The organism is Formosa undariae, assembly GCF_042427615.1.
In the GTDB taxonomy this organism is placed as follows: domain Bacteria; phylum Bacteroidota; class Bacteroidia; order Flavobacteriales; family Flavobacteriaceae; genus Formosa; species Formosa undariae.
Map to the genome: position 1 here is coordinate 64917 of NZ_JBHMEZ010000031.1, position 26738 is coordinate 91654.

The following is a 26738-nucleotide window of genomic DNA, read 5'->3' on the forward strand; positions in this document are numbered from 1 at the left end:
TTTTTAACCATTAAGAATATACTCAATAAGGCATGAATCTTTTATTAGAATCATGCCTTTTCTTTTAAAACCCAAAGCCTAAACCAAAGGAGACACGTATTCCATCTACCGAGTTAAACACGCCCAAATTAGCCGTTAAAAGTTCTGCGCCGTTAACAAACAATCCACCTCCATACGAGTTATGCCACTTATTAGTTTCATCTTGAGACAACCATACACGACCATAATCGAAGCTACCATAAACACCTAATTTAACTGGTAGTATAGGCGTTTTTAAATTGGTTAAACTATACCTAATATCTGTATTCTGATAAAAAGCACGTTTCCCTGTAAATCGCTGATTTCTAAATCCGCGTAAACCGTCCTCTCCTCCTATCGCTGCTGCCTGATAAAACTCAAATTCATTCCCAATATTAAGATGTGCTTTTAGTGTACTCGCTAAAACCAAACGCCCAGAATAATTTAATCGATGTGCCAATGCTAATTTAGGAATCACATACCCATATCCGCGTCCGTGAATATCTAAATTCTGACTATAGCCTGTTTCTAGATCAAATAAAAGCCCAACTGTTGGGTATGCTTTATTATCGTAATTCGCAAAATGATATGCCCCGTGTATACCGGCAAATTGTACTTCGTCAAAAATATAATGCGGTAAAGTACCACCGTTATCTTCTACATATCTATCTGAAGCATCGTGTACTTCTGAAGTTTCGTAATGTATCCCAAAATCTATAATACTACCACGAAGTGAATTCCAAACTAAAGACGGTGCAATGCCAAAACTCCTTACTTTAACGCGATTGTAATCAATTCCAAAATCATCATCGAAATTTGATGTCTCATTTCCGTAACCGAAAAAATTCAATGTATAATTCGGACTTTGAAAATCGGCTTGAATTTTCAGATTTAAACCACCTACAACATGTGCAAATTCTCCACTATACGATACTTCATAACCATTTGTAGCGAAGTAATACGCTGCTTTAAATTTATGTTGACTCGTGAATGGATTACGCTCAAAGCCATACCTTGTATATGTATTTGACACCCCTAATTTCAATCCGTCGTCAGGATTAGCCCCCAATAAAGGCACTAATTGATTAGTATTACTCTTGAATTTCTTATAATTGTAAACCTGTGTTTCGTAATCGTCTGTTAGTTTTATTTTTGCAGACTTGGCGTTTAGCGTTGTGTTTTTCTTCGATTTATAATCGTAAATCACAATATTCTTACCGTTTTCAACCTTATAATCATCATTATTTTGTCCACCAATTAATCGGATTTTAATGCGTTTACTTTTCCCTGAAACATTAAACGTATCATCGTCATCTAAGCCATACACCCAAATCTCTTTGGTATTCTTTGGATCGTAAATTTTATGATGAAATCGATCTTTAATCGTATCATCTTTTTTTCTAAGGACAGACACTTCTACTTTACCATCGTCCAATCCTTTAACTGAAACATAATCGTCTTTATTCGTTCCGGTAACTACAGCAAATTTATTCACCAATTTAAAATAACGATCCGAAATATCTTTTAGATTTTCGCGACGTTTTTTAACCAAGGCTTTTATCTCTGAAACAGATGCATCCTGAACTTCTTTAGGAAATTCTAAAAAGGCCTTATTAATAACTTCATCAGTAACATGCTCCTGAATGTAGGCCACTTGTGCATCCCAAACCGATTTGTCTATATCGGTTAAAAAGGCGACATCTAACGGGTAAGGTTCTGCATTTACACCTTTTACATCTCTTAAATCTTCATCGTAACTTCTCAGTACTCGAGCTGCTGGAATTAATGCCACACCTGCACTTAACATTAAACCTTCGGACATTTTAGAAAATGCCTGATCTCGATCTCGTGGCAATGCTTTGTAAACCGTTTTACCATCTTCTTTAAACTCTAACCAGCGCCACTGGTCGTAATGCCGATCCCAGTCGCCAATAAGCATATCGAACAAACGCGATTTTATAAAATTAACTTGATCAAGACTAACATCTTCATCTGAATGAAGCTCCTCAAACAAATCCATCGTACTAATAATTTCTCCTGTAAAATTACCGTCGGCTAGATTCATATGACCTTCGGACGCATGCTCTTCGAAAAAATATAGTTCATTTCCAAATTCGTCATTATAATCCATTAACCCGTTTTGTTTGGGCATATAATACAATTTCGGATTTAAATGATATACCCCAATAGCATCCGATAAAACCCCAATAGTTAGTGGTGCATACGGATGAGCTCCTGTAAACACATCGGCAACTAAGGCTTCTGTTTCTGTATCGTCAAACTGCCCTTCTACATATTGATCTCGAAACATTGACGCTTGAATGTATTGCGTCGCACTCTTTTTAAGCGCACGCATTACATATTGTGTGCCGTCTTTATCTTCTAAACGTAAAGAACGTGACTGTGTCCCTCCTCCTTTACGCACAGGAGTTAATCCGCCTTTAAGCGTATCTATATTTACGGTTTGTGCTTTGACATCGGTACTGTAATAATCCCGAAAACGTTCGCCCCAAAGAAATTTATAAAATGAAGATTTTGTTGTTTCTGCTTTGGTAAAAACTGTAGATGAAATAGAGTCTGGAAACTGTTTTGGGTAATTTGTAATATTTTTAACTTCAGGTTTATTTATTTCTGAAGCAAATACAACGGTATTCGTCTCTGCAGCGACAAACTGTACATCTGATGCTTTATTTTTATGAATATTTAATACTGCATATCCGTTTGCTCCTAACCCAAACTGATCTTTAGTTTGCGTTCTTACACCCGTTGTTTTAGACCCTGAACCACTAATGATCTGTGTTAGATTATCCGATTTAATAAACTGTAAACTATGCTCGTGTCCTGAAATAAAAATAACATTATCATTCTGCTGTGCCGATGCAATTAGGTTTTTACGTAAATCGTTATAAAACCAATTAGACATGTCGGCATTAGAAATTCCAGTTGTTGTGCGTAGTATATTTTTAACCGTACCTAAAACGGGCAAAGGTTTCATATGATCTGCAAACGTGTACTGCCCGTTATGCGGACCATTACTAAACATCGGGTGGTGAATAGCAACTAAAGTTGTTTTACCTCTCGCCTTTTTAATTTCACTTTTAAATTCTTCTAAAAACTGATCACGCGTTTTAATATCACAATCATCGTTTATCGTAGGTTGTTTATTCCAATTGGTAATGTACCATTGAGAATCTACTAGAATTAAAACCAAGTCGTCGCTAATATTAATGCGCTCGATACCACAACCGTCTTCGGGTTGAAATGTATTTTTTCCTAATGCATCTTCTACTAATTTCTCTTGACGTTTAAGCCCTTTTAATCCGCTATACCAATCGTGATTTCCAGGAATAACATATACAGATCCAGGGAATTTTTTAGCAACATCCAACTGTAAGTCCATAGCCAATTTGGCATCGTCATGACCTTTTTCGTCTTCTGCAGGAAATCCTTTTGGATAGATATTATCGCCTAAAAAAAACAATAAGTCTTCCTTGTCTGCCAAAGCAAACTGTTTTTGCATCTCTAGAAGTGCTTTAGGCGCCTTTCCATTCTCTGGCTTTCCAGCATCGCCAACAAGAAACACGTTTAATGTTTCTGTATTAATATCTTGTAATGGCTCTGAATTTACAGATAGATGACTCGACTCTAAAGTCGCACATCCGGTAAGGCCTATAAAAAGTAAAAAGAGTAAAATTTTATTCATATACTGAAAATTCTATTTATAAAGTGGCTTCAATGTCTTCTATAGAAAACACGGTATCATTAAACATAAGGTTTGGATTAATATCTGCACGAATAGCTTTAATACCACTAGCACCTTGAAGTTCTTCGACCTCGACAATTTCAATATGATCGCCAATGTAGTTTTTAGATTGTAAAAACTCGAAATAACTTAAATATTCACGCTCTATAACATTTGTAGAAAACACCACACACAATTTATGTGGTTGCGTTATACGCTCGGTAGTTCCTTTTATAACAGCTTTATCGATACGTTTTTTGATCATTTCGTATCTCACATTATATGCTCCATCGACATCGAATTGTTTTTCGTCTATACGGTATCTAATGGTTAATGGCACATCGTAAACCAAAATAAGCGAAGCTACATCTAATTTTACTGGGAAATTTTCCTGACTGGTATAGTATAAAGATTCCATTTTACACATCACCTGAAGTTGCCACAATCTTAAATTATACACTACAGATTCGTGATAATCCTGATGTTCTGCTATAGATTGTCCGACGTACATATTATGCTCGATACCATCTGTTTTAAATTTCTCGAAATAATGTGGAAAAATTTCTTGCGCCTTAATTTGTTGTTTATCTAAAAAACTAGATAGGTTTTTATTGATAATATTTATGGTTTGATCGTACTGCTTTCTTGCCACATAAAAGAGTTGTTTTTCTTCTACCGAACGTTTCAAGAAATCATCAATTCCATCATTGTCAACACCAGAAGCTTTTAAATGCTTAAATAAAGGGTAAATATCTTTTTCGAAAAACAAATGAATTTCTTGCTCTGTATTGTTATTAAAATAAGCATCAAGCTCGTAAATTTTTTTGTCTATTTTATAAATAAGTTGTTCGTAAAATGGCATATTTTTTTCGACCAACAAGCCTTGTAATATACTTTTGGTTTGTGTTAGCGCCATATTTAAATCTTCCTGAATGGCATGATTTCGCGCCATAGAAGACCCCACAATATCTATCTGACCATAAAGAGGCAACACATTTTCGAAAGTAATTTCCTTAAAATTAGGAGATTTCCCATTATTTCTATCTTGAATAAAATGATGCGCTTCTTCTACAAATCGCCATTCTACAGCAGAGTGAATGGATGTGCATTGATTTTGGATTACAGCACTGATTTCATTTTCGTACTCGGCAATAGATCGTTTTGAATGACTTAGGACAAAAGGCATAATGGTATCCAACTTGACTTTATTAATATCGTTTAGTTGGTTAATTTTATAAGCAGCCATTTCTATAATAAACTTAAGTTCACCATCGATTACAACAGGCAATAAAATAGCACTTTTAAACCCTTTTTCTAATAACATTTCACTTAACACATCGCCATGAGAGTGCTTTACGTAATTAGGCACATTAGACAATACAACAGGAAGATGCTTTTCGAACAATTGATTGTAAACATATTTACAAGCATACGATTTGCAAGAAATAGATTCTCCTCTTCGTAACGTTAACGCTCCCAGATCTTCGCCAAAAGGACGAATTAAAGCGTCTCCATCTACAAGATAATTTCCAACTTCAAGATCATCTATATTAAAAATCTTTCGAACATCTTCCAAAATCATATTCGAATTTTTCGCACTTGCTTGAATTAAATGTGTTTTAAATTCATCTATTTTACCATCTAAAGTGGTATCAATCATGCTTAAAAGTCCGAAGCCCTCAATGGTCCACGAATTATCTGGAAAATAACGTCTCCACACTCGTTCGTCTTGAGCATGCTCTAGTAATTCGTCTAAAATCTCAGAAGTAATTTCTACAGCATTTTCATTGGGATAGATGTTTATAAAATCGGCATTAAAAGTAATTCTATATGTTCTGGTTTGTCCTGAAGCATCATCTAACTTGATTTGCTTTGGTCTATCGAAATCGACATTAAACCCGTAATATTGATTTAAAATAATCGCGTAAGGATTTAAATCTATAGAATCGTCGTTGTCCTTATAAAGCTTACGCAAAACAGAATTAACATCGGAAGTTGTTTCTTTAATTATATTTTTAAGACGATTAGACAGATAAAAATACTGATTAGAATACGGAAACAAAGCAGCTTTAATTTCGTTATCCTTCAAAGCTGAAGGAAACAAAAAAGACATAATTTGTTCGACTTCTTTTTTATAAGAATTGAAAACATCTAAAGAACGAATCCCTGAAACCAATTCTGGATTACGGTCTAAAATAGACATGAGATGTTTTGCTTGGAGCTGATCCATTGGATTCTCCGAAGTTAATAGCTCTTCAAATTTTAATTTTAAAAATTTAAATGATATTATAGGTTGAAATGGTCCTGTAATTAACTGATCCATGTTTGTTTTTTATGTAACGTTTGCAAAAAAATGATAGCTTAAAATAAATGATAAAGCCGAAACGACTATACCTATCATAAACACGGTATATGTTAATCTTAACAACCTATATTTTCGTTCTAACACCAGACCTAAAAAATATAGATCTTTGGTTAGCGAATTGTATAAGGTGTCTTCGTTTTGCATTAAATAGTCGATACCCCACTCGAAATCTTTCAAATTCATTTTATAAAAGTTACCGAAAAATAAAATGTTAGTCGAATTGCTTTTAATCATCTCTCTAGTCACAGTAACATTAGACACATTAGGACGTGTAGAAAGCACAGAAAGCACGATAGATGATACGCTAAAAATAAGAAGCACTAAGGTTGGATACACTAAAAATCCGTTAGAGGCATTATCCAACTTAGGCACTAACCCAGATAAAGCTACCGAAATAATTATGGCATTTACAGACAATAGAATATTAGCCTTGGTATCTGCAATAGCACTTAATTCTATGTGACTTTTCATTGTAACTCGAAACATAGTTTCTACTCCTCTTCCTGTTTTTTGATTCTTGGATTTTTTTGATTTTTTGGTTTTATTTTTTTTTATTTTTTGCTGAAGATTATACAAATTCATTTCTTTTTTTGGTTGCAGTTTAACCTGACCAAAATTGGTATAAAACTTATGATTAGACATAAATTCTTTATTCTGAATAAGCCAATCTAACTCGGAAATAGTTTGTTCGTTTTTATATTTCAATTCTTGACGTAAACGCTCGGAACTCTCGAAGAAATTATCGGAAGCCACATGCGCACAATCGGCATCTTTCATTATCTTTTCAAGAAGTGTAGTAGGAACAACATCTGCTTTAGTCGCCAAAATTAATTGTCCGACTTTACCTATTTCTTCTTGAGACCATCCCGCATGCTCAAGAAATTGATTTGCAATAATCACACTTTCCTCTTCGTGCCCGACATCTGCTTTAATATATCCTGTGTCATGAAACCAAGTTGCTAATTGCAGTAATATGGTGTCTTCTGCTGTACAACCTTCCTTTTCAGCAAATTGCGTAACAGATTCTAGAACACTTTTGGTATGATCTATATTGTGATAGAAATTTTTAGGAGAAAGCTGACTTTCTAATAAGTGACTAACAAAAGTTTCCGTTTCTTGTAGCAGTGTATTCCTCATAATTTAAAGATAATAATTCTTAATCCAACTCCTGTTAATTATCAGTGTGAATCGTATTTTCATTTAAGCCTATTGTACTACTAAGTGGCTTTTTTAGAACTTTCCTTTCATTAAAAACCAGAAATTTTATCAATAAAAAAAGAGCTTAATTAACTAAACACTTTTGTATTTAGCCGATTAACCTCTTTTTACTAAAACCTAATTTGTTATTACAAACGACTTAACAATTCTGCTTTTTTGGTTTCAAACTCATTTTCAGTTAGAATCCCTTTGCCTTTAAGACCAGCAAGTTTTTCAATTTTACCAAAAACATCTTCTTCCAATCCGTTTGCTGTATGAGAAACCTCTTGTACAGGCTCTACTGCCATTGGTTCTTGAACATATTGCGGCTGTGTTGGAACCGAAGTATTGTTATGAATTACTTCTTGAGGTTTATTCTGCGTATTTCCATTTCCCGAAACAATAGGTAAAGAATCTAAATTTACAGTTCCATACTGACTTGTAAAAGTGACAGAGTAATTCCCGCCTTGCTGCTGACCGACACCTCCAATATTATGATCTAAAGTATCGAAAACAGTTACTTTTCCGTTTTGCTGAATCGCTAAACGGTGAATATTAGAAAAAATCGCATAGCTCATACCATTCTGACTTCCTGTAGAATTTGGCGAACCTAAATCTCCCCACCAATTACCTGAATTAGATTGAAAACCATTCTGATTTTGTATTCTAGGTAACGGCTTATACTGAATCGCACCTTGATTAATTAAATTTGATAAGTCCACACAAATTCCGTCTACAAGGGCTTTAAGATTGTTGTTAAACATATCGCCCACCATTGTCATTCCTCCTTGCATCCACTGACCTCCACCACCTAATTCGGAGATGTTAAACTGTGCCATTGTTCCATTATTTAACATAAGTGCATGCGTTAAATCGGTAACCGCATTGCTGCTAATTCCATAACGATTTGCAACGTTAACCATATTCTGAAAACTAGCATCTGTGAATATTGCGTTCATAATTGTATTTCTTTCTTTTAGTTAAATATATTTATCTAACAAATTTTCGCCAAAGATAATACTAAGTCTTGTCAATAGTTCGCTTTTAAGTAGAAGTTTTCATAAATCCGACTAAAATAATAACACTTAACATCCTGATTAATAATATTTATCAAAAATTTTACAATACGTTCATGAATTAGACACATTGCTAATTCTTAAGGACATTATATTTGATTTCTATATGCTACAATTACTTATTCATGACTATTAATCAAGAATCGTTAAAAAAAAACCAATTTTTACAACTTTAGCAGTTCAACATTATTGTTGTATTTATATTTGGATATACATATAACAACTGTTTTTTCTAAATGACTTAAATTACACCTAAATTTTATTTAAAATGAAAATAGCTTTCTTTTCTGATATACATGCCAATTTACCTGCTCTAGAGTCCTTCTTTAAAGATGTAGATGCAGAACAGGTAGATGCTATATATTGTTTGGGAGATTTAGTCGGGTACAATGTTTGGCCTAATGAAGTTGTAAATGCTATAAGAAAAAGATGCATTCCTACTATTATGGGCAATCATGACGAGGCACTCCTAAAACCGATAATCAAAGAAGACATCCCGTCAAATAAAGGATTAACAAGAACTATGGTCTCCAAAGAAAACAGAGCCTATCTTACTAACCTTCCTAGACATCTAAAAGTATCTTTTGCGACTAATAACATCCCTTTTAATTTATTAATGACACATGCCAGCATGAAAGCAATTAACGATTATATGGTGGTAGATTATCCGGAACAAGACGTGCTAAAGATGATGCAAACAGAGCAAGCAGATGTCTTATTATGCGGACATACACACAAACCTTTTCATCGTGTAATTCAGGACGACAACAATTTTAAACATGTGGTAAATATTGGATCTGTAGGAAAACCCAAAGATGGTGATTCTAGAATTTGTTATGCTATTTTAGAACTAGACCAATCGACATCTCCTTCTAATCCAGAAGCAATTAAAGTTTCTTTTAAAAGAGCCACATACGATATCGAAAAAGCAGCAAAAGCCATTGAAGCGAGTGCTTTTGACAATAAATTTGCTGATGCCTTGAGATTAGCAAAGTAAGTTTTTAAATTAACCCTAAATACGATAAAGAAAATGCAGAATAAAACATCCTATTTAATTATAAGATTAGCTATTGGAGTAAGTATGTTTGGTCACGGATTAGTTCGTTTGCCCAAGTTAGAATTGTTTAGTCAAGGCATGATTAAAAGTTTCGAAAACTCCATGCTTCCTGAGATGATAACACTTCCGTTTAGTTATGTCTTACCGATTTTAGAATTTACTTTTGGTTTGCTTATAACCATCGGACTATTCACAAAACAGTCAGCAATCGTACTTTCAGCCGTTTTAGTTTCACTTATTTTCGGATCTACTTTAATCGAAAGTTGGGGAGCCATAACAGCACAATTAATTCATGTGGCATTCTTCGCATACCTAATACATCACATACAAGATAACTCATTTGCCATAGACCACTTAATTAGTAAAAAAGTAAAAGAGAATTAAATATTTTTCTTAATTTATATTTTCAGAAATATGCTTTTAAAAGTTGAGTTTTTGCATGATTCCAGTATAAATCACGCAAAAAACTCAACTTTTATTTTTATCTGTATTTAAGGCCTTCACTATCCGTTTTACTACAATCAATCCAAGAACTCCTCCTAAAGCAGATACAATACAATTAAGTATAAAAAATGAAAGATGAAAGATTCCGTTTTCCATGATAGACCACGGATCGAAACCTAACCTACCAAAAGATTTAATTAGAAAAATACTCCCAAAAACACCAATTAAGGTATTCCCCGTAAACCCAAAAGAATAGTTTTGTTTTAAAACTCCAAATACATTTGCAGCGATAATTCCTATGAAAATACTAATTAATGATATTAAAGTACCTGTCATATTATTCTCATTTATAATTAATGTTCGCCATAACCAACATCGTCCATTTTCCCATTAAACACTTTATATTGTATGTACATATATACAGCCACTAATACAGCTGCAATGGCAAACCAATAGACTCCTACGGTTAATCCGTACTCATCTGCAGCAACACTATACAAGGTTAGATCTGGGTTTATATTATTTGTTGAAGGCAATACTTTTGGAAAAATAGAAGCTACGGTAGATGTTAATCCGCCAAATAAAAACAGTGAAGAACACAAAAACCCTGCGCCATGTTTTTTATACGTTTTCACTTTAAATAATCCGAAAAGTCCGGTTAGCATGATAATTGGAAAAATCCATAATAGAGGTTTATCTATAAAATTATGAAACGGGTTAGGTTCAATAATATGCCAAATCGCGATAGAAACAATAACAAGTCCAACAAGTACAGCGGTTAGAACAAACACCACTTGCTTTAATTTCTCATTTAAGTCGGAATTGGTTTTAAAGATGATCCAATTCGCACCATGGATTGCTAGTGTAACCACGCTAATAATCCCTAGCAATAATGTAAACCAGTCGATAACACCTAATTCTACGGCATTCGGACTAAACGACGGGTTCCAAAGTGGCAAAAAGAAATAATGCGCTTCGTGCGTAGACACGCCATTTACAACATGCCCTAAATTTACACCTCTAACTACGTTTCCTAGAGCGACACCAAAAAAGAGAGCCAATAATAAACTCGAAATCCCAAAGGCTTTATCCCAAATAGCTTCCCACATCGGGTTCTTAACCTGTCCTCTTAATTCTAATCCTATCGCTCTAAAAATAAGCAACCATAGAATCATCATTAATGGTAAATAAAATCCACTAAAAGCAGAAGCATATAATGTAGGAAAAGCGAAAAACAATACACCTCCAGAAGCAATTAACCACACTTCGTTCGCATCCCAAAACGGACCAATGGCATTGGTAATAGCTTTTTTATCTTTTTCTGTTTTAGCGAAAAACAAATGAATAATACCTGCTCCAAAATCGTAACCATCTAAAATCACATAGCCCGCTAACATTGTCATTAATACGATATACCAAAATAATTCCATAATTAGTGTTGATTTAGTTGTGGTCCTTTATTAATAATTTTCCCTGCTAACATTAAAAACAGTAGCCCTAAAAGGAGATATAAACCGATAAACCCAAGTAGTGTAAATAAGGTATTACCAGAAGACACGGTTGGCGATGCTCCATCTGCTGTTCGTAACAAATCGTATACTAACCAAGGTTGTCTCCCTAATTCTGCGGTATACCAACCTGTAGTATTTGCTATATATGGAAAAGGCAACATAAACATAATGGCCCATAAAATCCATTTGGTATGGTATAGTTTTTTTCTGAATAATTGTACGGCTGCCAAAAGCATCAATCCTATAAATATGGTTCCTAATCCTACCATAATGTGATAGGCATAATACAAGCCAGGGATATTTGTAGGATAGACTGAGGGATCGAATTGATCTAGTCCCTTTATTTCTGCATTCCAATCTTGATACGTTAAGAAACTTAATACATTGGGTACCGCTATTTTATTATCTAGTTTTTTCTCTAACATATTTGGCTGTCCAATCAATACAATTTCAGACCCGCCTTCTTCAGTTTTAAAAATCCCTTCCATAGCTGCAAAAGTTACGGGTTGGTGCTTGGCTACATTTTTAGCTATTAAATCCCCCGTTGGAAATGCCACTAGAAGGCTTGAAATTAATCCGAAAATCACACCGGTTTTTACAAATAATTTACCGAATTCATGGTGCTTATTATTTAGCAGATAAAATGCCCCAATTCCAGCAACCACAAAAGAAGAGGTAACCATGGACCCTGCTTGATTATGTAAATAAGAAGGTAACAACCATGGATTAGAAAATAAAGCTCCGAAATTAGTTAAGACAAATTTTCCGTTTTCTAAAATCTCGTAACCTACAGGATATTGCATCCAAGAATGTGTCGCAATAATTAAATAACCACTAGCCCAAGAGCCTAAAAACACCAGAAAACCGGTAAGGAAATGGAGTTTATGACCAAGACGTTTTTCTCCAAACAAAAATAGGCCCAAAAAGGACGATTCTAAAAAGAAGGAGAACATTCCTTCCATGGCTAAGGTCTGACCAATAATACCGCCTGTGAGTTCTGAAAATTTCGCCCAATTGGTACCAAATTGAAATTCCATTGGTATTCCGGTGACTACTCCCATAGCAAAATTTAGAGCGAAAATTTTCATCCAAAATTTTGAAGCATCATTATAAGTGTAAATTTTAGTACGCAGGAATTTCCACTTAAAATAAACAATTAATAAGGACAACCCCATGGTGAGTTGTGGAAATAAATAATGAAAAGTAATAGTAAATGCAAATTGCATCCTATCGTAAAAGAGCATGTCTTCCATATCAGGTCATTTAGACCTTAAAAATACGAAGCTAATTGTTAATGTTGGGTAACATTAATTACAAATAAAAAATATTATAGAATTCTCTAAATTTTAACGATTTATCGCTCCATATAACACACTATTTTGATAGCTATTTTAGATTATAACGATCTCTTAATAGAACTAACGTAACCCAACAAAACTGTCGCTGTAAATCAATTATAAAAAGATCAATTTACAGCGACAGGATCTATCATTATAGAAATTACCTCATCATTTTTTTAGTAAAAACATTAGTTTCAATGCGTTTCTCAGTCGAAATATTTAGTTCCAGTTTCAGAAATTTAAAAAGAAGACTATTTTAAAGCATGGATTTAATATCGTTCGCCCAAGACGGGTAAGTAAAAATCATATTTTTCACAGCTTCGGTAGTCAGTTTTAAATTTATTGCCATGGTAAACAGATTAATAGTTTCGGAGGCATATGGTCCTAAAATGTGAGCTCCTACAATTTCATCTGTACGCTCGTTAATCAAGATTTTATATCCGTAAGCTTTTTCGTTACTCCGTTTTACATTAAACCAATCAGAAACAAACTCATGCTTTACAATAACATTATTATATCTTTTTTTAGCTTCATCTTCAGATAGGCCTACTGAGGCTAAATTTGGCAAAGTGAATACCGTAGAAGGCACATTCGGAACGTTAATTTCTGTTTTATTGCCATGAATAATATTTTCTGCAACTATTTTTGCTTCTATTCCAGACAGTGGTGTTAATGGCACACTATGGTCGGAAACATCGCCACAAGCATACACCTTATTATTAGTGGTGTTTTGTAAAAATTTATTAACCTCAACTCCTTTTTTAGAAAATGAGACTCCTCCTTTTTCTAAAGACAGCTCTGTAATAGCAGGAACTCTTCCGGCTGTATTAAGCACCATACGTGCTTTTATAGATTCATTTTTCCCTTCATGTTTATAATTTACACGGCAATTTTTATTTAGCTTTTCTATACTTGAAATTTCAGCATTAAAAATAAATCGAATACCTAATTTTTCAGAAACAGAAATAAGTTCGGATACGAGATCCGAATCGAAAGCATTTAATGCACTCGGACCTTGTTCGATAAGTGTTACTTGGCAACCGTATCTTGTAGCCATGTGTGCAAATTCTAGACCGATATATCCTGCTCCTATGAACACCATGCTTTTAGGAAGTTTAGATAGTTTGAGGAAATCTGCACTTGTTTTAAGAAAATGAGCACCTTCCATAGTTAATGTCCGAGGAATTTGCCCTGTTGCAATTACTATGTTTTTCGCAGTAATAGTCTTCCCTTCTACAGAAAGCGTATGCTTATCTAAGAATTTAGGCGATTGGTGATATAAAGTAACCCCTAATTCTTTTAATTGATTCTCGGTCCCAGCTGGTATTTTGTCCGTAAACTTCTTTTTAAATTTCTGATTAGCCTCCCAATTTAATTCAGGTAAGGATGAGATTCCTTTTTGGCTTAAGTTATCGGCAAGGTCGAAGACCTCTGTAGGTCCTAATATGATTTTTTTAGGATCACAACCTCTATTTGCACAAGTCCCACCAAATTCACGATTATCTGCGATAGCAACGCTTAAACCCGCGCTCGCACAAGTTCTAGCGACATAGCGACCTGCAACTCCGCTACCAATTACAAAAACATCATATTCTTTATATTCCATCATTTAAAATTAGATATTAAGAATACAATACATTAACTGGTATGCTTTAAAAATTAACCGGTTTCACTAGCATAATACCTGTTTTGAAATTTAACCAGAAATAGATTTTCACAGGCTGATTCATGTTTTATGTCAACAAAAAAAAATAATACTAAAAATAAAGTTAAATGCCTGATTTACAAACACTATATGGAAATTTATAATTAAATTTAGGAGTAGATAATTCACCAAACTATTTAAACATAAATATTATGAGAGATTCTAATCCCCAACACTCCGACACCCTTAGTTCTTCCTCATTAAAATCTTCTCTGAAATCTACTTTTAAAGACGGTACAAAAGTGAATAGAATATATGAGAACCTAAAAAAAGGAAAATTAGATTTATTAATTCCTGAACATCTAGGAGAACCTATGAATTCTACTCACATGAAATATCTACTTCCTGCACAAAAGCACATTACCCTTTCTTTAAAACATTGCAGACCAATTATTGAACAGCAAAAAAATGATTTGAGCCATAGAGTTGATAGCGACTCTAGACCCGACATTTTAACCATGCATAAAATTAAAATACCTACAGGTTACACACCTAAAAAAGTTTTTTTAAGCTATCAAATATATACCGATGCAGAGGAATCTGTCCAAATTAATTTTAAGGTTGGTAAACTATGCAAACATATAAAACCTTCTGTAGATGCTAAAAAAACAAAATTAGAAGAGACACATATAACCGATAAAAACCAAACTCTTTTTGAAGGGAGTTTAGAATTTAATTTAGATGATGACACACAAGATGCGAAACTTTCGTCTACGTTTTTAAACGAAGATAACGAGATTCCGTTCTCTCTATTTGTTCATGAATCTACGCATCATTTATTCCATATTTCAATCGCGTGTGATCTTGAGAAAACGACATTTAAAAATTGGCCAATAAACACGTATCGTAAGCTTAAAGATGATTACAAAATACAACGCGATGAGTACGAGAAAAAATTCCGTGAGCAACAGCAACAAGACGAACATTCTTTGTTAGATTGGCTTTAAAAGCGTTTATACTTTTTATAAATGAAAGCGATAAAAAATCATTAAAAAATAGCTTAATCCATTTATCGGAAAAATAAATAGAGATCAATTAACGTTGCTTAAAAAAGTATATCTTAAGACAAATTTAAAACGCTTAAAGACTTTAAAAGGTGACTTATTCAGAAATTATTGATGCGCTATATGACTTAAAAGATGAAGAAAAGGTCATTTTTAAAGAGAAAAAATTTGGTATAAAATCAAATAACTCTTTAGGCATTTATCATAAAGATTTAAAAGGGATTGCTAAAAACATCGGACAAGATAATAAGCTTGCGCTTCAACTATTTGACAGTGGCATTTACGAAGGTCGCATTTTATGTAGTAAAATTTTCAATCCAAAAGATATAACCGAACCTTTAATGGAAAAATGGGTTAAAAGCTTTGAAAACTGGGAGATTTGTGACAGCTTTAGTATGGGACTTTTTTCTAAAAGCCGTTTTGCAACTACCAAAATATTAGAATGGACAGAAAGAGCGCCTGAATTCGAAAAGAGAGCTGGGTTTACAATTATAGCCTCTTATTGCATGGCAGATAAAACTTCGGACAACGAATTATTCGAACACTTCTTTCCAATATTAAAACGCGAAGCAAACGACGACAGATTATATGTAAAGAAAGCCGTTAATTGGGCCTTACGGAACATTGGAAAACGAAATATAGACCTCAACAAAAAAGCAATACAAGTCGCTAACGATATCTTGAAATACGATAGTAAATCTGCAAAATGGATTGCAAAAAATGCACTAACCGAACTGCAAAAAGAAGGCATACGGATGTCGGATTATCCGCGAGCACTATATAGACCTCCTCTACACACCAAATAAACAGGCATAACATTACATTTAATGAGAACAGGGAATTTGAACTTTCTTTGTTAGATTGGCTTTAAAAGCGTTTATACTTTTTATAAATGAAAGCGATAGAAAATCATTTATAAAATAGCTTAATCCATTTATTTGAAAAATAAAAGAGATCAATTAACGTTGCTTAAAAAAGTATATCTTAAGACAAATTTAAAACGCTTAAAAGACTTTAAAATCATCATCAAAATATACTAGTCTAACAAATACATTTTTCAAATTAGATTTTTCAATGGTCTTTGCTATAGTTAATTTGGCAAAGCGACTTTCTTGGGCACTCTCTTTTACTTGTTGCCAGAAAAGAACAAATAGATCTTGATATAGCATAAACTAAAGATTAATAATACATTCTTTTGATTTTGCAAAATTTACCATTATTAATTCAATTAATTATCCGACCCCATGGTAATCACTTAAACTAAGCCTACCCTTTTCATGTTCGTGGATTAACAAGATGTATTTCAGTATCTATTTGCGTTTTAAATTTAGCTTCAAGTATTTTTTTAACATCGTCAGGAATCGCCTTTGGCAAACGGGATTGATTATTAACAAAAACAACTGTAGATTTTGCTTTACATAACATGATATTTTGTGCATTACTCACCTCAAATTCGAAAGCAAATCTAACTTTAGGAAGCTCTTTTATTATCGTTTTTATTGATATGAGTTCATCAAAATGGGCAGGTTTCATGTAATTTATTTCGAACGAAATCACAGGCAGTATAATTTGATTGTTTTCAAGTTCAATCTCATCCACTCCTAATTTCCGTAATAATTCATTTCGCGCTTGGTGGCAATAGGTCACATAATTTGCATGATATACATATCCCATTTGATCAACTTCACCATAACGCGGTCTCAGTTCAAATACATCAGTGATCATGGCAAAGATTTACAGGTTTTTCTTCACTAAGCAAATGTCCCATATGGTGTTCCTTAGTGTCTAGGTAGTGTTTATTAAATGGATTGGAATGTATTATTATAGGCACACGTTCTACCACTTGAATGCCATAAGATTCCAATCCCGTAATTTTATCAGGATTATTCGTCACTAATTTTAATGCCGTTATGCCAAGCATATTCAGAATTTCTGCGGCAACATAATAATCTCTTTCATCTGGAGCAAAACCTAATTTCACATTTGCTTCAATCGTATCGAAACCTTCTTCTTGTAATTTATAAGTTTTTATCTTATTCATAAGGCCAATACCTCTGCCCTCTTGCTGTAAATACACGATTACTCCGCTCCCTTTACTTTCAATCATTCTCATAGATTGAGCTAATTGCTCACCACAATCACATTTTAAAGATCCAAATAAATCACCTGTGGCACAAGCTGAATGTATTCTAACCAGAGGTGCATGCTCTGTTTCGACAGCTCCCTTGATCAATACAATATGTTCTTCACCTGTTTTTTTCTCTTGGAAAGGAACCAGCATAAAGTGACCATATTTAGTAGGCAGTTTAACGCATTCTCCTTGTATAATACTCGTAGTCTTAGTATACATTAATTTTTTCACTTTATATATTCAAGAACTCATCGCTTAGGTGTTGTTTCTAAGCATTACCACCTAAGCTTAATTACATTGTATTAATTATGACAAGAGTGATTATGATTGTGTTTTGTATTATGAGCAGAACAGCCTTCATCATTATCTAAAATTTCGTTTGCCATAAATTTTAAAATAACATCTGAAGAATTACCAGAACAACCACGAACCACACTAATTCCTGCGTCGTTTAATTTATGATACGCATTATCACCCATACTCCCCGACAACAAATAGCTTACTCCTGAATTTGCTAGTTCATTAAAAATATTTGATTTACACGCGCGTTTATGATTGGTCTCTAACAATTGAACATCTAAAATTTCATCGTTACTAGAACACAAATAGATTTCGTAATACTTACTACGTCCAAAATGATTTTCAATTTGATTTTCTCTTGTTATTGGAATGGCTATTTTTCTCATTTGTTTTAAATTTAAGCGTTCTATTTTATCTTCATTTGTTTTTTTTCGGCGCCCGTTACAAAAAGGCCTTTTATCTGTAAACGTATTTGCATCTGAAGCTGACATCTTACATGTTCCCAACTTCATTCCTGTTTTAGGTCCTAATCCTTCTGGACCCGTATGATTAAAATTTGGCATACCTATTTATTTTATGATATTAATCCATCTGTTTTATAAGGCAGGTAATCTCCTCATTCAGATTTCGATCACTTAACATTTATGCCATTAAAACCTATTTTTTAAGAGATATGAACAAGCCATCATCAATGCAATAGACTGTCCTATTTTTTAAAGCCTTATTATAAATTCAATACAAATATAATGAACTTACGTTCATAACGCAATTTAATTCTTATAATCAGAACATGAATTTCTAAACAATTAAGTCCTTAATTTTCAACCTCTTGATTATTTGAATTTTAGATACATTATATATTTATACACTTTTAAGCAGTGATAATCTCACATCAAACAAAAAACACCATATCACCTTCATAAATAAACACATACACTAAACTTCGTAATATAAAAGCGCCCAAAATTAGGTTCCTCGAGGATCTGGAATTACAGACAGTTTTTGACTCCAAAGAATAGTGATACTGCAAAAACCGAATATGTTTTTACGTTATTTTATAAAATCATATGTTAGCAAAAACGCCTTACGATAATATGTTTTTGATTAACACCTTACCCATGTGCTCTTCTTTAATAGGTGAATGATAACAAGTAGATTATAATTTTCCAGTGCTGAACACACTACGCAAAAGCGCTATATCCTGTTATAGCTCTTCCAACAATTAATGTGTTTATCTCCTTAGTCCCTTCGTAAGAATATATAGCTTCGGCATCTGCGACAAAGCGAGCCACATCATATTCTAGCAATATGCCATTCCCTCCCATAACTTCACGCGCACGACTTACCACATCTCTCGTTCGCATAGAACAAAATACTTTTGCTAGAGACGCTTGCTCATCGGTTAATAAGCCTTGGTCTTGCAATTCTGACAAACGATATACCATAGCTTTCATTGCCGTTAGGTTTGCTAGCATTTCTACTAAATGATTTTGAATCAGCTGAAATTTCGCAATGGGTTTTCCAAATTGCTCACGTTTTTTAGTATACTTTAACGCACTCTCGTAAGCACCTCTACCACAACCTAAAGCTTGCCAAGCCACTCCTGCCCGCGTCATGCGTAAAACTTTAGCCGTATCTCTAAACGAATTGGCTTTTTGTAATCGATCCGACTCTGGGACTATGCAATCTGTAATTGTAATTAAGGCATTTTGAACCGTTCTTAATGCCATTTTATCTTCTATTTTTTCTGCAACATAGCCCGGGTTTCCTTTTCTTACTAGGAAACCTTTAACCTGATTACTATCGACATCTCTTGCCCAAATTATAATAACATCGGCAAATGTTGCATTCCCAATCCATTTTTTTTGTCCGTTTAAAATCCACGCGTCTCCAACCTTTTTACAAGTGGTTTCCATACCTCCAGCGACACCACTTCCAACATTAGGTTCTGTTAATGCGAAAGCACCAATAGTTTTCATTTCTTGCATTTTTGGCAACCACTCTTGCTTTTGCTCGTCACTACCACAGAGATAAATAGACCCCATTGCTAAGCCACTATGAACTCCGAAAAAGGTAGAAATTGACACATCTACACGAGCAATTTCTTCTGCAATAACACCTTCCATAACAAAAGATAAATTTGGACAACCATACCCTTCGTAAGCCACACCACTAATATTAAGTTTGGCTAATTTTGGTATAATTTCCATCGGAAACTCTGCGCGTTTCCAACACTCGTTTGCAATAGGTTCTACTTCTGTTTCCATGAAGTTCCGAACTTTCATTTGAATGGCCCGTTCTTCAAAAGTGAGTTTTAAATCATATTCATAAAAATCACCATCGATAGGCGGTAATTTATGTTGTCCTTTTTTAGCCTTTTCTGTAAGTAGCTTAGTTAATCCTTTTAGCTGATCATCGTCCAACTCGCCAACAGATTTCATGATTTTTGGTAAATCTATTTTTTCTGAAATCTGACTCAATTCGTTAAAGTCGACTTGCTTCATTAAATGCGTAATGTGTTTTATTTTTTTAAACCACTCCATACTATTTCTTTTTAATTAGTTTGTTTGTATTTGCTCTGGTAAGCAATGCTATACAAACTATTAAATTACTAAAAAGAGATTACACTTACTAGAACTTTAATTTTATATTAAGACGCATATAAAAGCAGAAGCTCGATCGACTAAAACTATTAATCTCCTCTAGGATCGGGAATAACAGACAATTTCCTACTCCAAAGAATATCTATACTACAAAAATCGAAATCGGATGTCACTTTACCATAACACGCATATACACCTATTCCATGAACCGGATATTGATCAACCACTTTAGAAAAATGTACCGTATCGAAATAATGCCCCTCTTGATCTGTAAACGTACAAAACCGAATACGCTTCCCTTGCGAAGTGTTATGAAATCGGGTATTCACCAAAATACCGTATAATAATACGTTCTGATTAACATGCTTATTCATATCCTTTGCTTTAATATGAGGTTGTAAATTCTCGTTTATCAATTTAAAATAGGAACATAACGGAAAGCTTAACAATTCCATTTGGTCGTAAGCATCTTCTACAAACGAGGTATTTAAACTCGGTAAATTAAAATGTTTCTGAGCCGGTTTAAACAGTTTTGATTGTATCGATTTTGATTTGTTCGCTTGACACTTAAAAATAGCTTGCCATAATAATTCCGTTTTAGGTTGTCCTGTAAACCGAAAAGCATCTATTCGAATTAAAATAGTTAGTTGTTCTATACTAATAAGGACACGATCGATAAAATCGTCTAGAGATTGAAATACGCCATTAAACTGACGCTCTGTAAGCAGGCGTTTTATAACGAGATGCTCTAAACTTCTAAGGTATCCGAATCCTAAATAAATAGTAGTGCCGTTAATAACATTAGGATGATCACTTTTATTAATACACGGTGGTTGCACATCTCCCCCACACATTTTAGCCTCGTGTATATAATGTTCTGCACTGTAAAATCCGCCACCATTATTTAATACCGCCACCATAAACTCTAGCGGGTAATAGCATTTTAAGTACAAACTCTGATAACTCTCGACGGCATACGATGCAGAATGCCCTTTTGCAAACGCATAGCCCGCAAAACTTTTAATCTGATTCCAAACCTCTAACGTTAAAGCATCCGGATAACCGCGTGCTTTACAATTGGCAATAAACTTTTCTTCTACAGCTACAAATTCTGTTCGCGAGCGAAACTTCCCACTCATTCCCCGCCGCAAGACATCGGCTTCCCCTAAAGTTAAACCTGCAAACTGATTAGCAACCTTAAGTACATCTTCCTGATAGACCATTATCCCATAAGTTTCGGGCATAATCTCTAATAACTTCGCATTCCCTTCTCGCCTTGTTTCTGGTTTTCGTTGGCGTCTTATAAACTCCGTTTTCATCCCAGAACCAGATACTCCGGGTCTAATAATAGAACTTGCAGCAACGAGTCCGATATAATCTTGCGTTTGTAATTTCTGCATCAAGCCACGCATGGCTGGAGATTCGACATAATACGCCCCTATTGCTTTTCCACTTTTAAGAAGTGTATTAATCTTCGGGTCTCTTTTAAAGCATTCTACCTGAGTGATGTCTATTGGGGGCACTTCGGGTCTGTTATACGCAATAATTTCGATAGCCTCTTTAATCTTTGCCAAACCCCGTTGCCCTAAAATATCGAATTTAAAAATGCCTGTATCTTCAGCAATAATCATATCGAATTGTACCGTTGGAAATCCTTTTGGCGGTAAATCGGTTGCCGAATAATAATGAATAGGCTGTTCTAAAATAAGAATACCGCAAGAATGCACACTTAAATGATTAGGAAACCCTTCTATAAGCGCACCGTATTTTAGTACCAAAGCAGCCATTTCGTCTCCCTCCAACGCATGGCTTTTACCTCCTGCGAGTTTATCTATTTCTTCTTTTGGTAAGCCAAATACTTTTCCTAACTCTCGCACTACAGCACGATATTTAAACGTATTATAGGTCGCTAATAAGGCTACATTTTTAAATCGTTTAAAAATATATTGCGTGATATCTTCTCGGTCTTTCCACGAAAAATCGATATCGAAATCTGGCGGTGATGCCCGAAAAGGATTAATAAAACGCTCGAAATACAAATCTAGCTCGATGGGGTCTACATCGGTAATTCCGATAATATATGCCACGATACTATTCGCTCCACTTCCTCGGCCTACATGAATATATCCCTGACTTTTTGAATACGTTATAATGTCGTAATTAATTAAAAAGTACGATACAAAGTCTAGCTCTCGGATGGTTTTTAATTCTATTCGAAGACGCTCTTTTACTTTTTCGGAAATATGACTATAGCGTTTTGAAATATGATCTTTACAAAGTTGCTCTAAATACTGGTAGTCCGCATCTTTAGACGCTAAGTACGTTTGCTGATTTTGAGATATGCGATGTTCACCAAAGTTAAATTGAATCTCACATTGCGCTAATAATTTCTTGGTATTTTCGATGATAAAGGGGAATTGTTTAAAATCATCCTCGAGCACCTCAACCGGCAGCATTTTATCCTGTTCTCTACATTCTTCCGTTTTTTGAAGTTTACTGAGTAGCATATTATTATCAATCGCTCGCAACAATCTGTGCGCATTAAAATCACGTTTATTACGCACCGTTACCTGTTGCTGAATGACTAATTTATCTTTGAAAACTATATATTTTGAAAACGGTAATTTCCGAAGTTCATCAGCAGAGACACCAATATACTCATTGGTTTTAAATGTTGTTTTATTTTGTTCTAAGACTGCTTCAAACGGATAAATAATAAATGCGTTTTTAAATTCTAAAGCTTCATTGGGTATGGCTTTCTTGGAGTGACTAAAATCCGACAAATAACTATTTAGTTCTAAAAAACCCGCATTATTCTTAGCAATTCCAACAAATTGTTGATGTGCTCCATTTCTAAAATCAATCCCAACGACTGGTTTAATATTAAACGTTGAAGCCTTCCGAATAAAATTAAGACAAGCAGAGGTGTTATTTATATCGGTTAACACAAGACATTCCACACCATGCTCTTTTGCTAAGGCAAGTAATTCTACTTCGGAAAATGTTCCGAATCTTAATGAATAATAGGTATGACAATTTAAATACATTACTGTTTTCTATGTGCTAAAATTACAGGTGGCTCGCCGTTAAATGGGTTATCGAATCGGCCTATGGTTTTGGCGCCCATAGAAGATGCTTTCTGCACACTAAGCTCTCCAAAACGATTACGAATCTTGTCCAGCGCATTGTACAGGTTTAGCATTTGTTCGGTATCATCAAACAAATTAATTTGATAATTCCCTGTCACCAAATGACTCAGCTTAACACCAACCAACCGGATTAACAAGCGTCTTTGATACAAGGTTTCAAAAAGCTCTAAAACTTGAGGAATTATAACATGATCTGCACTAGAATATGGAATCTTAATTTGCTTAGAATAGGTATTAAAATCGGAGTATCTAATCTTAACACTTATACAAGCCGAGAGTTTATTACCACGCCTTAACTGATAAGCTAAACTTTCTGCCATCGCAAAAATGGTGGTCCTTAGCATCTCCATATCTATGGTGTCTTTTGTAAACGTGCGTTCTATAGAAATGGATTTACGCTCGTGAAACGGAATAAGTGGCGGATTATCTATGCCCAAAGCACGTTTCCAAATGGTTCTGCCGTTAGCGCCTAATACGCTCGTTAGCATTTCGACAGGCATATTCTGAATGACGCTAATTTTATCGATGCCTAAATTGCGTAAAGTCTGATAGGTTTTATCGCCTACCGATGGAATTTTTCGAATAGACAAAGGTGCTAAAAACGATTTTTCGTAACCGTGATCAATTTGTAACTGATTGTTAGGCTTTGCTTCTCCTGTTGCGACTTTAGACACAATTTTATTAGCAGACAGTCCAAACGAAATCGGTAATCCAGATTCTTTTATAATCTTAGCTCGTAATTCTGAAGCATATTTATAGCACCCAAAAAACGTATCCATACCTGTTAAATCGGCATAAAATTCGTCGATACTTGCTTTTTCAAAAATGGGCACATGCTCCTTAACAATATCGGTAACCTGATGTGAGTATTTAGAATAAATAGATGCATTGCCACGAATTACTACAGCTTCAGGACATAAGCGCCGTGCTACTTTCATAGACATACCCGAATGCACTCCAAACCGACGCGTTTCGTAACTACACGCTGCCACTACACCGCGATCTCCCGTCCCCCCAACAAGCAATGGACGTTTCTGCAAACGACTATCTATTAAGCGCTCACAAGACACAAAAAAGGTATCCAAATCTAGATGTAGTATATTTTTATTCATACCACAAAATTAGTTACATTTGCAATCAAGTATTGCTCGTATTTGTAGCAAACACAAATTTTAACGTCTAAACAAATACTAAAAACGCTATTGAACGTGCTATGACTATGATTGCTAAAAATCTAAAACATCTTAGACATTTAAAAAAACTGACTCAAGAAGTTCTTGCTGAAGATTTACATGTTACAAGGTCTCGCATTAGCTCCTACGAAGAAGGGCGTTCTGCTCCTACTTTAGATTTTTTAATTACAGTCTCAGATTATTTTAAAATCCCCATAGATACGCTTTTGCGTAAAAACTTAACACTAAAAGAAAGTGCATCGCTTATTGATCTCAGAAATTAAATTCTGTTATTTTCTTTACTATTAAATTAGAATAAAACACGACTGTTAATAACAGACAAGCATTCTAATCATCAATTAAATTCTTAAAAACAAGAACTAATATTGACGTTTTACAAAAAATGACATTCAATATTTCCTTTTACTTTAGAAATAAAAAATAACTAAATATCTACTGTTGCTTTAAAACTCCTTTTTATACTTTAGAACACTAAACCATCACATAAGGACCTATGAGAAATTTCACCTTGCTCTTTTAGTCATTATAATGGTTAGTTGTCATTCAACTTAAAAAAACAAAGCATCCTTAGTGAAAACGATTTCTGAAAAGCTTCTGAATTTTTAAATTTATAAGTTGAATATAGTATTTAAAAATCAACAAAAAAAAAGACGTTTAATCGCATTATAACATTTGAAAAATTGGTTTAAAAATATTGGTCCAGGACCATTAGTAGCAGCTGCTTTTATAGGCCCAGGAACAGTAACCGTTTGTACCTTATCCGGAGTAGCCTTTGGGTTTTCTTTACTTTGGGCTATGGTGTTGTCTATAATCGCGACCGTAGTTTTACAAGAAATGTCGGCAAGATTGGGTATTATTTCTCAAAAAGGCTTATCAGAAATTATTAGAACAGAAATTAAACATCCTGTTTTAAAAGTTTTAGCCTTAACCTTAATACTCTCTGCCATCGTTATTGGAAACGCCGCTTACGAAGCTGGAAATATTAGTGGTGGTGTTTTAGGCTTAGAAGCTATTGTAGGAGAATATAATTTAAATATTTCCGGGTTTTCTTTAAATATATTTAGCGTACTAATTGGAGCGATTGCTTTCTCGTTATTGTATACCGGAAATTATAAAATCCTAGAACGTGTATTGGTTGCATTAGTAACCTTAATGAGTTTAGCCTTTCTATTTACAGCTATTATAACCAAACCAAATCTTTCAGATATTTTTAAAGGGGCTTTTACCCCGCAACTATCAAAAGAAAATTTACTAACCGTAATCGCTTTAATAGGAACCACGGTTGTCCCTTATAATTTATTTTTACATGCCTCTTTAGTGAAAGAAAAATGGAAAACACCAACCGATTTAAAATACGCTAGAAAAGATACGATTATAGCTGTTATTCTAGGAGGTATGGTCTCTATGTGTATCATGATTTCTGCCGCATCTATACAGACTTCAGAAGTACACAATGCTGTAGATTTAGCAAAAGGGCTAGAACCTTTGTTTGGAAGTTTTGCAAAATATTTTCTGGCAATTGGTTTATTTGCAGCGGGCATTACAAGTGCAATCACTGCACCATTAGCGGCCGCATTTGTAATGAGTGGGTGTTTGGGATGGAAAGACGACATGCATACTTTTAAATTTAAAAGTGTCTGGGGAAGCATTATCATTTTAGGAGTTCTATGTTCTTCATTAGGAATTAAACCCATCGAAATTATCAAATTTGCACAAGTCACAAACGGTATTTTACTACCTGTTATTGCTGGTTTTTTAATTTGGATTATGAACAAAAAATCGGTTTTAGGAATTCATAAAAACAGTATGAAGCAAAATATTTTCGGTGGTATTATTTTAATTATCAGTATCTTGTTATCGATAGCGACCTTAAACAAGGTGTTCCAACTAAACCTACTTTAAA

General features: G+C 34.2%; 20 protein-coding genes. 6 read left to right on the forward strand and 14 right to left on the reverse strand.

The window, feature by feature from the left end:
* Nucleotides 1–64 precede the first annotated feature (64 nt).
* The 4 genes from ACFFVB_RS16860 to ACFFVB_RS16875 form a co-directional block, all read right to left on the reverse strand.
* Nucleotides 65–3721, reverse strand: coding sequence for a metallophosphoesterase (locus tag ACFFVB_RS16860; RefSeq protein ID WP_382384400.1), 3657 nt, complete (start codon nucleotides 3719–3721; stop codon nucleotides 65–67).
* A gap of 16 nt (nucleotides 3722–3737) precedes the next feature.
* A complete protein-coding gene (locus ACFFVB_RS16865; RefSeq protein WP_382384401.1) occupies nucleotides 3738–6083 on the reverse strand; it encodes a hypothetical protein in 2346 nt (781 codons plus the stop codon).
* A 9-nt stretch (nucleotides 6084–6092) separates the two neighbouring features.
* Nucleotides 6093–7262, reverse strand: a complete 1170-nt coding sequence (locus ACFFVB_RS16870) for a Pycsar system effector family protein (RefSeq protein WP_382384402.1) — start codon at nucleotides 7260–7262, stop codon at nucleotides 6093–6095.
* Nucleotides 7263–7471: 209 nt separating this feature from the next.
* Entirely contained in the window at nucleotides 7472–8281 is an 810-nt protein-coding gene (locus tag ACFFVB_RS16875) for an SHOCT domain-containing protein (RefSeq protein WP_382384403.1), read from the reverse strand.
* 385 nt (nucleotides 8282–8666) lie between these two features.
* Between ACFFVB_RS16875 and ACFFVB_RS16880 the strand changes: the two genes are divergently transcribed.
* Nucleotides 8667–9395 (forward strand): metallophosphoesterase family protein, encoded by a 729-nt coding sequence (locus tag ACFFVB_RS16880; RefSeq protein ID WP_382384404.1) that lies wholly within the window; start codon nucleotides 8667–8669, stop codon nucleotides 9393–9395.
* Between the two features lie 33 nt (nucleotides 9396–9428).
* Nucleotides 9429–9839: a DoxX family protein gene (locus ACFFVB_RS16885; protein ID WP_382384405.1), complete on the forward strand. Its 411-nt coding sequence runs from the start codon at nucleotides 9429–9431 to the stop codon at nucleotides 9837–9839.
* Between the two features lie 84 nt (nucleotides 9840–9923).
* Here the strand turns inward: ACFFVB_RS16885 and ACFFVB_RS16890 are convergent, their stop codons facing one another.
* From ACFFVB_RS16890 to ACFFVB_RS16905, 4 genes are all read right to left on the reverse strand, one after another.
* Nucleotides 9924–10235: a hypothetical protein gene (locus ACFFVB_RS16890; RefSeq protein ID WP_382384406.1), complete on the reverse strand. Its 312-nt coding sequence runs from the start codon at nucleotides 10233–10235 to the stop codon at nucleotides 9924–9926.
* A gap of 17 nt (nucleotides 10236–10252) precedes the next feature.
* Nucleotides 10253–11329, reverse strand: a complete 1077-nt coding sequence (cydB, locus tag ACFFVB_RS16895; protein WP_382384407.1) for a cytochrome d ubiquinol oxidase subunit II — start codon at nucleotides 11327–11329, stop codon at nucleotides 10253–10255.
* 2 nt (nucleotides 11330–11331) lie between these two features.
* Nucleotides 11332–12663, reverse strand: a complete 1332-nt coding sequence (locus ACFFVB_RS16900) for a cytochrome ubiquinol oxidase subunit I (RefSeq protein ID WP_382384408.1) — start codon at nucleotides 12661–12663, stop codon at nucleotides 11332–11334.
* A 343-nt stretch (nucleotides 12664–13006) separates the two neighbouring features.
* The gene (locus ACFFVB_RS16905; protein ID WP_382384409.1) at nucleotides 13007–14359 is read right to left on the reverse strand and encodes a dihydrolipoyl dehydrogenase family protein; all 1353 of its coding nucleotides are present in this window, start codon (nucleotides 14357–14359) and stop codon (nucleotides 13007–13009) included.
* Nucleotides 14360–14607: 248 nt separating this feature from the next.
* Here ACFFVB_RS16905 and ACFFVB_RS16910 point away from each other — a divergent pair, with 248 nt between their 5' ends.
* Complete coding sequence (locus ACFFVB_RS16910) at nucleotides 14608–15402, forward strand: hypothetical protein (RefSeq protein ID WP_382384410.1); 795 nt, start codon at nucleotides 14608–14610, stop codon at nucleotides 15400–15402.
* Nucleotides 15403–15551: 149 nt separating this feature from the next.
* The gene (locus ACFFVB_RS16915) at nucleotides 15552–16265 is read left to right on the forward strand and encodes a DNA alkylation repair protein (protein WP_382384411.1); all 714 of its coding nucleotides are present in this window, start codon (nucleotides 15552–15554) and stop codon (nucleotides 16263–16265) included.
* A gap of 469 nt (nucleotides 16266–16734) precedes the next feature.
* Here ACFFVB_RS16915 and ACFFVB_RS16920 read toward each other — a convergent pair whose 3' ends face one another.
* The 6 genes from ACFFVB_RS16920 to dinB form a co-directional block, all read right to left on the reverse strand.
* Complete coding sequence (locus tag ACFFVB_RS16920; RefSeq protein WP_382384412.1) at nucleotides 16735–17184, reverse strand: acyl-CoA thioesterase; 450 nt, start codon at nucleotides 17182–17184, stop codon at nucleotides 16735–16737.
* The gene (ribA, locus tag ACFFVB_RS16925) at nucleotides 17174–17809 is read right to left on the reverse strand and encodes a GTP cyclohydrolase II (protein WP_382384413.1); all 636 of its coding nucleotides are present in this window, start codon (nucleotides 17807–17809) and stop codon (nucleotides 17174–17176) included. The genes ACFFVB_RS16920 and ribA overlap by 11 nt, the downstream gene beginning before the upstream one ends.
* Before the next feature lie 83 nt (nucleotides 17810–17892).
* Nucleotides 17893–18453, reverse strand: coding sequence for a NifB/NifX family molybdenum-iron cluster-binding protein (locus tag ACFFVB_RS16930; protein ID WP_382384414.1), 561 nt, complete (start codon nucleotides 18451–18453; stop codon nucleotides 17893–17895).
* A gap of 618 nt (nucleotides 18454–19071) precedes the next feature.
* Nucleotides 19072–20433 carry an acyl-CoA dehydrogenase family protein gene (locus ACFFVB_RS16935; protein ID WP_382384415.1) on the reverse strand — a complete coding sequence of 454 codons (1362 nt, stop codon included), beginning with the start codon at nucleotides 20431–20433 and terminating at the stop codon, nucleotides 19072–19074.
* A 149-nt stretch (nucleotides 20434–20582) separates the two neighbouring features.
* Nucleotides 20583–23540, reverse strand: a complete 2958-nt coding sequence (locus tag ACFFVB_RS16940) for a DNA polymerase III subunit alpha (RefSeq protein ID WP_382384416.1) — start codon at nucleotides 23538–23540, stop codon at nucleotides 20583–20585.
* A complete protein-coding gene (gene dinB, locus ACFFVB_RS16945) occupies nucleotides 23540–24754 on the reverse strand; it encodes a DNA polymerase IV (RefSeq protein WP_382384417.1) in 1215 nt (404 codons plus the stop codon). The genes ACFFVB_RS16940 and dinB overlap by 1 nt, the downstream gene beginning before the upstream one ends.
* A gap of 107 nt (nucleotides 24755–24861) precedes the next feature.
* Between dinB and ACFFVB_RS16950 the strand changes: the two genes are divergently transcribed.
* A complete protein-coding gene (locus ACFFVB_RS16950) occupies nucleotides 24862–25098 on the forward strand; it encodes a helix-turn-helix domain-containing protein (protein WP_382384418.1) in 237 nt (78 codons plus the stop codon).
* A gap of 409 nt (nucleotides 25099–25507) precedes the next feature.
* Nucleotides 25508–26737, forward strand: coding sequence for an Nramp family divalent metal transporter (locus ACFFVB_RS16955; RefSeq protein ID WP_382384419.1), 1230 nt, complete (start codon nucleotides 25508–25510; stop codon nucleotides 26735–26737).
* The last annotated feature ends 1 nt before the right edge of the window (nucleotide 26738 follow it).